The organism is Mesorhizobium sp. M1C.F.Ca.ET.210.01.1.1 (assembly GCF_004791585.1).
Lineage (GTDB): Bacteria > Pseudomonadota > Alphaproteobacteria > Rhizobiales > Rhizobiaceae > Mesorhizobium.
The window spans coordinates 25,368-31,935 of the sequence record NZ_SRUU01000046.1 but is presented as its reverse complement, the minus strand read 5'-3'; the positions used below and the strand labels follow the sequence as shown (position 1 = coordinate 31,935).

Here is a 6,568-nt window from a genome sequence, read left to right as displayed (position 1 = left end):
GGCTCAACTCGGCCATCTCAGTGCTCCTGTTCCAAGATTGCGCTTCAACAGCCGCAATCCTTCAAAACAGAAGCCTCAACCGCAAACCGACCCGCCAAATGCCGCGTCAGCGGCTTCGTTCAATCCCTCTTCGATTCTGTCAAAAGCTGAACCGCTCTAGAGGTCCGTGAGTACCGGAAGCGCAGGAAGTCGCCATCCGCAGGCCCGCCTCACTGAATCTCAGCATATCCGGCTAGAAGTCGCTGGTCAGACCCTTCACCTCCCAGTCGCCGTAGCGCCCGGGTTCCTTGCCGCCGCCGCCGCCGATCTCTTTGGGCAGACGGGCTTCCGCCTCGCGGTACGCCTTTCGCCTGGCTTCGGCTTCCGCCAATGCGCGCTGCGCCTCCGGCGTCAGCGTCCTTTGCGGCTCGTCTTCGGCAGTTTCGGTTTTGCTCGGTTGTTCGGTCATGCGATATTCCCTGCCGATTGAAACGGGGACGTGCCTTTCCCATCATATAGCCATGACAATGGCGGGATCGACCCCTATTCGCCATCACGCCAAACGCCACCACGCCGAACGGAAGACACGATGAACACGCTTCGCACCGCCATGCTTCTTGCCGCGATGACCGCGCTGTTCATGGGCGTCGGTTTCCTGATCGGCGGCTCGGGCGGCATGATGATCGCCTTGCTGTTTGCCGCAGGCACCAACCTGTTTGCATACTGGAATGCCGACAAGATGGTGTTGCGGATGAACAATGCCATCGAGGTGGACGCGCGCAATGCGCCCGAATATCACGCGATCGTCGAGGCGCTGGCCAGGCAGGCCGGCCTGCCGATGCCGAAGACCTACCTGATCGACAGCCCGCAGCCCAACGCCTTCGCCACCGGCCGCAACCCCGAGAACGCCGCGGTGGCCGCGTCCACCGGCCTGCTGGAGCGGCTCAGCCACGAGGAGGTCGCGGCGGTGATGGCGCACGAGCTTGCCCATGTCCAGCATCGCGACACGCTCACCATGACCATCGTCGCGACGCTTGCCGGCGCGATCTCGATGCTCGGCAATTTCGCCTTCTTCTTCGGCGGCAGCCGCGACAACAACAACCCGTTCGGCTTTGTCGGAGTGCTGGTGGCCATGCTGGTCGCGCCCTTCGCCGCCATGATCGTGCAGATGGCGGTGAGCCGCACCCGCGAATACGAGGCCGACCGGCGCGGCGCCGAAATATGCGGAAATCCGCTGTGGCTGGCCTCGGCGCTCGAAAAGATCGCCCGCGGCGCCGAACGCATCCCCAACCCGGATGCCGAGCGCAACCCGGCCATGGCGCATCTCTTCATCATCAACCCGCTGCATGGCGAGCGCATGGACAATCTGTTCTCGACCCATCCGAACACGGAGAACCGCATCGCCGCCCTCGAGCAGATGGCGCGCGAGATGGGCGGGGCTGCACGGGCCGCGCGGCGCCCGGCGCCGGCGGCCGCCGATGAGCCGCCAGCCGGGCCGTGGGGCAAGCCGGGCGAGCCCACCCCGCCGGCCGACCCGGAGCGGCCGAAGCCCAATCCGTGGGGCCGCAACCCGACCGGGCCCCGCGGCGCAGGACCCAAGGGTCCCTGGTCGTGAGCGGGGCAAAGCGCCGACCGCAAACCCCAAGCAGACGCGACGGCGATGCGGGCGAGGCGGTCGCCGGCCTTGCCGCGCGCAAGACCGCCGCGCGCCTGCTCGCCGCCGTCATCGATGCCCGTACCCCGCTCGACGGCCTGACCGACAACGAGCACGGCCACCCGCAATACAAGGCGCTCGATGCCCGCGACCGCGCGCTGGTGCGCGCGATCCTGGTCACGGCGCTGCGTCATCGCATGACCATCGCCGGACTGCTGGCCAAGCGCCTGGAAAGGCCGCTGCCGGCCAATGCCACCGCGCTGTCGCACATTTTGCATGTGGCCGCGGCGCAGATCCTGTTTCTCGAGGTTCCGGACAGCGCGGCCGTCGACCTCGCCGTGACCCACGCCAAGTCCGATCCCCGCACACTGCGCTTCTCCGGCCTCGTCAACGGTGTGCTGCGCTCGCTGGCGCGCGCCAAGGAGGCCGAGCTTGCGCCGGCGCTTGCCGCGACAGGCGAGGCGCCGCAATGGTTTTCCGAGCGGCTGACCGCCGCCTACGGCACCGACAGGGCGCAGGCCATCCTTGCCGCGCATCGCCACGAGGCGCCTGTCGATTTCACCGTGAAGGCGGACCCGGTACTCTGGGCCGGGCGGCTCGGCGGCATCGTGCTGCCGACCGGCACAGTGCGGGTCGAGAGGCTGCAAGGCAGCGTCACCGACCTGCCCGGCTTCTCCGAGGGCGCCTGGTGGGTGCAGGATGCGGCAGCAAGCCTGCCGGCGCGCCTCTTTGGCGACATCAAGGGGCTGCGCGTCGCCGACCTTTGCGCCGCGCCGGGCGGCAAGACGGCGCAGCTTATCCTCGCCGGCGCGACCGTTACTGCCGTCGACACCTCGAAGAACCGGCTGGCGCGGCTGGCGCAGAACCTCGACCGCCTCGGCCTGTCGGCGGAGCTGGTGCAGACGGACCTGCTCGACTTCCGGCCGCCGGAGCTGTTCGACGCGGTGCTGCTCGACGCCCCCTGCTCTTCGACCGGCACCGTGCGCCGCCATCCCGACGTTCCATGGACAAAGACCCTGGCCGATGTCGAGAAGCTCGCCGCGCTCCAGCGCAAGCTCCTCGCCCACGCCGTTACGCTCGTCGGACCCGGCGGCCGGATCGTCTTTTCCAACTGTTCGCTCGATCCGATCGAAGGCGAAGACCTCTACCGCACTTTCCTTGCCGAGACTCCCGGCGTGAGCGCCGATCCGATCCGGCCGGGCGAATTCGCCGACATGGATTCGTTCCTGATACCGGAGGGCACGTTGCGCACAACGCCTGCCGATCTGACGCTCGAATCGCCCGCGATTTCCGGTCTGGATGGATTTTTCGCCGCGAGGATGCGAAGAGCCGATTAGTGCGTTATTGCATAATACTTGCCAACTTTTTTAGGGACGACCCTGGCGGCAGCGCGTGAAGGGCTTCACTTCGGCGAAATCCGCCTTCGCATAAGTTCTTGAATCATATAAGCTTGTGCCTGGGTAGCGGACGATCAGGAGGGGATTTGGCACTTGTTGCCGCCAGCACGACGCGTCTTTGGACGCTTGTCGCGAGGGAGTTCTGGCGCAAGACGCGCCGACGCCTTCGTGCCGGCCCCATTTATCGCTGGCGTTATTCCGGCCGCACGCCCGAGCGCGTCCTCATCGCGCCGCCGGATCTCAGGCTCGCCGATCCGCAGATCGCGCTCGAGATCTACTACGGCCGCTACCCGCTGTCCGGCCACATGGTGGAATCCGGCGGCAAATCGCCCTTCCAGATCAACGTGCCCAACCGCGGCTGGCAGAAGACGCTGCACGGCTTCCGCTGGCTGCGCCACATGCGCGCCGCCGGCACCGAGCTCGCCGCCGCCAATGCTCGCGCCCTGGTCTCCGACTGGGTCGCCATGCACGGCAGCCAGATATCGGGCGTCGCCTGGGAGCCAGGCACGACCGCCAAGCGGGTGATCGCCTGGCTGCAGCATTCCTCGGTCGTGCTGCAGGGCGCCGAGTTTCCCTTCTACCGCGCTTTCCTCAAGTCGCTCGCCATGCAGATCCGCTATCTGCGGTCGATGGCACGTGAGATGCCGGACGGCAAGGACCGGCTGCGCGCCCGCATCGCGCTTGCCTTCGCCGCCCTGTCGCTGCCGGCGCCGGCCTCGGCGCTGCGCAGTGCCACGCGCAACCTGGCCGAGGAGCTCGACCGCCAGATCCTGCCCGACGGCGGCCATATCTCGCGCAACCCGATGACGGTGCTGGAACTGCTGGCCGACCTTTTGCCGCTGCGCCAGACCTATGCCAACCAGGCCGAAGCGCCGCCGCCCGCCTTGATCAACGCCATCGACCGCATGCTGCCGGCGCTGCGCTTTTTCCGCCATCAGGACGGCAGCCTCGCCCGCTTCAATGGCATGGGCGCCACGATCCACGACCGCATCGCCACCATCCTGCGCCACGACGACACGGTCGGCGCGCCGCTGCTGCATGCGCCGCATTCCGGCTATGAGCGCCTGTCGATGGGCGGCGTCACGGTGATCGCCGACACCGGCCAGCCGCCGCCTGTCGACGTCTCCAACGCCGCGCATGCCGGATGCCTCGCTTTCGAGCTCTCTTCCGGCCGCCAGCATTTCATCGTCAATGCCGGCATCGACACCTACGGCGCCGCCGAATTCCGGCCGCTTGCCCGCGCCACTGCCGCGCATTCGACCGCCACCATCAACGACACCTCCTCGGCGCGCTTCAGCCATTCGCTGCGGGTCAGCGACCTGCTCGGCTCGCCGTTGATCGCCGGACCGCAGCACGTGCCCTGCAAGCGCATCGACCAGAAAGGCGTGCATGGCTTTGTCGCGCGCCACGACGGCTATGCCGCGCGCTTCGGCTTCCTGCATGAGCGTGAGCTGAAGCTGACGACCAACGGTAACGTGCTCACCGGCCGCGATCGCTTCTTGCGTCCCGGGAATGCTGCGATCCGCAACAACGGCCGCGACTTTGTCACGGTGCGCTTTCATATCCATCCCGACATCGGTCTCCTGCAGGACGACCACGACCGCCTCACCCTCACCGCGGCCCAGGGCGACACCTGGGTTTTCACCTCGGCGGAAGTGGTGCCGGAGATCGAGGAATCGATCTATTTCGCCGGGCTTGGCGGGCCGCGCCGCGCCCGCCAGATCGTGCTTGCCTTCAAGGCCTCGGAGATCGCCGAGGTGCACTGGCAGCTGACGCGCACCGAGATCGCCGGCTACCCCGAAAACAACTGATCCTGCCCCGAAGAGCCACGCTGCTGCTTGATTTCCGGGCCTCATATGCTACGGCCCGCCAACGTTTCCCAACCAGCCTTGAAAGGCCGTCAGCCCATGGCCGTCCCCGCCAAGAACATTCAGGCGCCAGACCTCGTTCCGGTTCGCCGCGCGCTGCTTTCCGTTTTCGACAAGACAGGCCTGATCGACTTTGCCAAGGCGCTTGCTGCCGCCGGCGTCGAGCTGGTCTCCACCGGCGGCACGGCGAAGGCGATCGCCGGGGCAGGCCTTGCCGTCCGCGATGTTTCGGATCTGACCGGCTTTCCCGAGATCATGGACGGCCGCGTCAAGACCTTGCACCCGTCGGTGCATGGCGCCCTCCTCGGTGTCCGCGACGATCCCGAGCACGCGAAAGCGATGCACGACCACCATATCGAGCCAATCGACCTCGTCGTCTCCAATCTCTATCCCTTCGAGGAAGTCCGCCGCTCCGGCGCCGGCTACGCCTCGATCGTCGAGAACATCGACATCGGCGGCCCGGCGATGATCCGCGCCTCGGCCAAGAACCACGCCTATGTCGCCATCGTCACCGACCCCGCCGACTACGCCTCGGTGCTCAACGCGCTGGAGATGAACCTCGGCTCGCTCTCGCTCGATTTCCGCAAGATGCTGGCTGCCAAGGCCTTTGCCCGCACTGCGACCTATGACGCGGCGATCTCCGGCTGGTTCGCCGAGGCACTCGAGATCGAGCACCCGACCTGGCGCGCCTTCGGCGGCCGTCTCGACCAGGTGATGCGCTATGGCGAGAACCCGCACCAGGGCGCCGGCTTCTATCTCTCCGGCGACAAGCGGCCGGGCGTCGCCACGGCCAGGCAGCTGCAGGGCAAGCAGCTTTCCTACAACAACATCAACGACACCGACGCCGCCTTCGAGCTGGTCGGCGAATTCGACCCGGCCCGCTCGGCGGCGATCGCCATCATCAAGCACGCCAACCCGTGCGGCGTCGCCGAAGGGGCGACGCTGAAGGCGGCTTACGCCAAGGCGCTGGCCTGCGATCCGGTCTCGGCCTATGGCGGCATCGTCGCCATGAATAGCATCCTCGACGCCGAAGCGGCCGAGGAGATCGTGAAGACCTTCACCGAGGTCATCATCGCGCCCGACGCCACCGACGAGGCGGCGGCGATCGTCGCCGCGAAGAAGAATTTGCGCCTGCTGGTCACCGGCGGCCTGCCCGACCCGCGCGCCGCCGGCACGATGGTCAAATCGGTCGCCGGCGGGCTCCTGGTGCAAAGCCGCGACAATGCGGTCGTCGACGATCTCGAATTGAAGGTGGTGACCAGGCGCGCGCCGACGCCGGCCGAAATGGCCGACCTCAAATTCGCCTTCCGCGTTGCCAAGCACGTGAAGTCGAACGCCATCGTCTACGCCAAGGACGGCGCCACGGTAGGCATCGGCGCCGGCCAGATGAGCCGCGTCGATTCCTCGCGCATCGCCGCCCGCAAGGCGCTCGATGCGGCCGAAGCGGCGGGCCTTGCCGAGCCGCTGACCAAGGGTTCGGTCGTAGCCTCGGACGCCTTCTTCCCCTTCGCCGACGGCCTGCTGTCGGCGATCGAGGCCGGCGCCACCGCCGTGATCCAGCCCGGCGGTTCGATGCGCGACGACGACGTCATCGCCGCCGCCGACGAGCACGGCATCGCCATGGTGTTCACTGGGGTCAGGCATTTCAGGCACTAGCGCCCCTCCTTCTC

At 67.2% G+C, this 6,568-nt stretch carries 5 protein-coding genes; 4 read left to right on the top strand and 1 reads right to left on the bottom strand.

Annotated features, from left to right (window positions below; all coding sequences use genetic code 11):
* Nucleotides 1–232 precede the first annotated feature (232 nt).
* A complete protein-coding gene (locus EN853_RS30650; protein WP_127862741.1) occupies nt 233–448 on the bottom strand; it encodes a DUF1674 domain-containing protein in 216 nt (71 codons plus the stop codon).
* A gap of 120 nt (nt 449–568) precedes the next feature.
* On the opposite strand from EN853_RS30650, the gene htpX reads away from it, so the two are divergent.
* The 4 genes from htpX (at nt 569) to purH (ending at nt 6,554) form a co-directional block, all read left to right on the top strand.
* On the top strand, nt 569–1,594 hold the full coding sequence (gene htpX / locus EN853_RS30645) for a zinc metalloprotease HtpX (RefSeq protein WP_127862740.1): 1,026 nt from the start codon (nt 569–571) through the stop codon (nt 1,592–1,594).
* Nucleotides 1,585–2,970 carry an RsmB/NOP family class I SAM-dependent RNA methyltransferase gene (locus tag EN853_RS30640; protein ID WP_167524657.1) on the top strand — a complete coding sequence of 462 codons (1,386 nt, stop codon included), beginning with the start codon at nt 1,585–1,587 and terminating at the stop codon, nt 2,968–2,970. Before htpX ends, EN853_RS30640 begins: the two co-directional genes overlap by 10 nt.
* 146 nt (nt 2,971–3,116) lie before the next feature.
* Nucleotides 3,117–4,841: a heparinase II/III family protein gene (locus EN853_RS30635; RefSeq protein WP_127862738.1), complete on the top strand. Its 1,725-nt coding sequence runs from the start codon at nt 3,117–3,119 to the stop codon at nt 4,839–4,841.
* 96 nt (nt 4,842–4,937) lie between these two features.
* Nucleotides 4,938–6,554 carry a bifunctional phosphoribosylaminoimidazolecarboxamide formyltransferase/IMP cyclohydrolase gene (purH, locus tag EN853_RS30630; RefSeq protein WP_127862737.1) on the top strand — a complete coding sequence of 539 codons (1,617 nt, stop codon included), beginning with the start codon at nt 4,938–4,940 and terminating at the stop codon, nt 6,552–6,554.
* Nucleotides 6,555–6,568: the final 14 nt, after the last annotated feature.

Bases quoted from the DNA above. Each gene is read 5' to 3' on its own strand.
- EN853_RS30650 (WP_127862741.1), bottom strand. From the start codon at position 448: ATGACCGAACAACCGAGCAAAACCGAAACTGCCGAAGACGAGCCGCAA.
- purH (WP_127862737.1), top strand. From the start codon at position 4,938: ATGGCCGTCCCCGCCAAGAACATTCAGGCGCCAGACCTCGTTCCGGTT.
- htpX (WP_127862740.1), top strand. From the start codon at position 569: ATGAACACGCTTCGCACCGCCATGCTTCTTGCCGCGATGACCGCGCTG.